This window comes from Microbacterium sp. GbtcB4 (assembly GCF_019091465.1).
GTDB lineage: Bacteria > Actinomycetota > Actinomycetes > Actinomycetales > Microbacteriaceae > Microbacterium > Microbacterium paraoxydans.
On sequence record NZ_JAGXJJ010000380.1, the window covers coordinates 1 to 245 of the forward strand.

The window sequence follows — 245 nt, forward strand, 5'->3', positions numbered from 1 at the left end:
GCCGAGGGTCGTGAGCAGCTCGCGTGCGCGCTCATGCGCCTGCTTACCGTTCCCCCCGTTCCGCCGCAGCACGGTGGCCTCGTTGTCGATGACGCTGTAGTGCGGCATGAGCCCGGAGTTCTGCATCACATAGCCGATGCGCCGGCGCAGGGTAACCGGGTCGCCCGGCGGCACGCTCGCCCCGTCGATCTCGCCCTCCCCCGACACCGGCTCCACCATTCGGTTTGTCAACCGGAGCAGGGTGG

1 pseudogene is annotated in these 245 nt (G+C 69.4%); it reads right to left on the reverse strand.

Annotated elements, in window-relative coordinates:
• Positions 1 to 231, reverse strand: a pseudogene (locus KVS71_RS18225) (ABC transporter ATP-binding protein); the annotation flags it as partial.
• Positions 232 to 245: the final 14 nt, after the last annotated feature.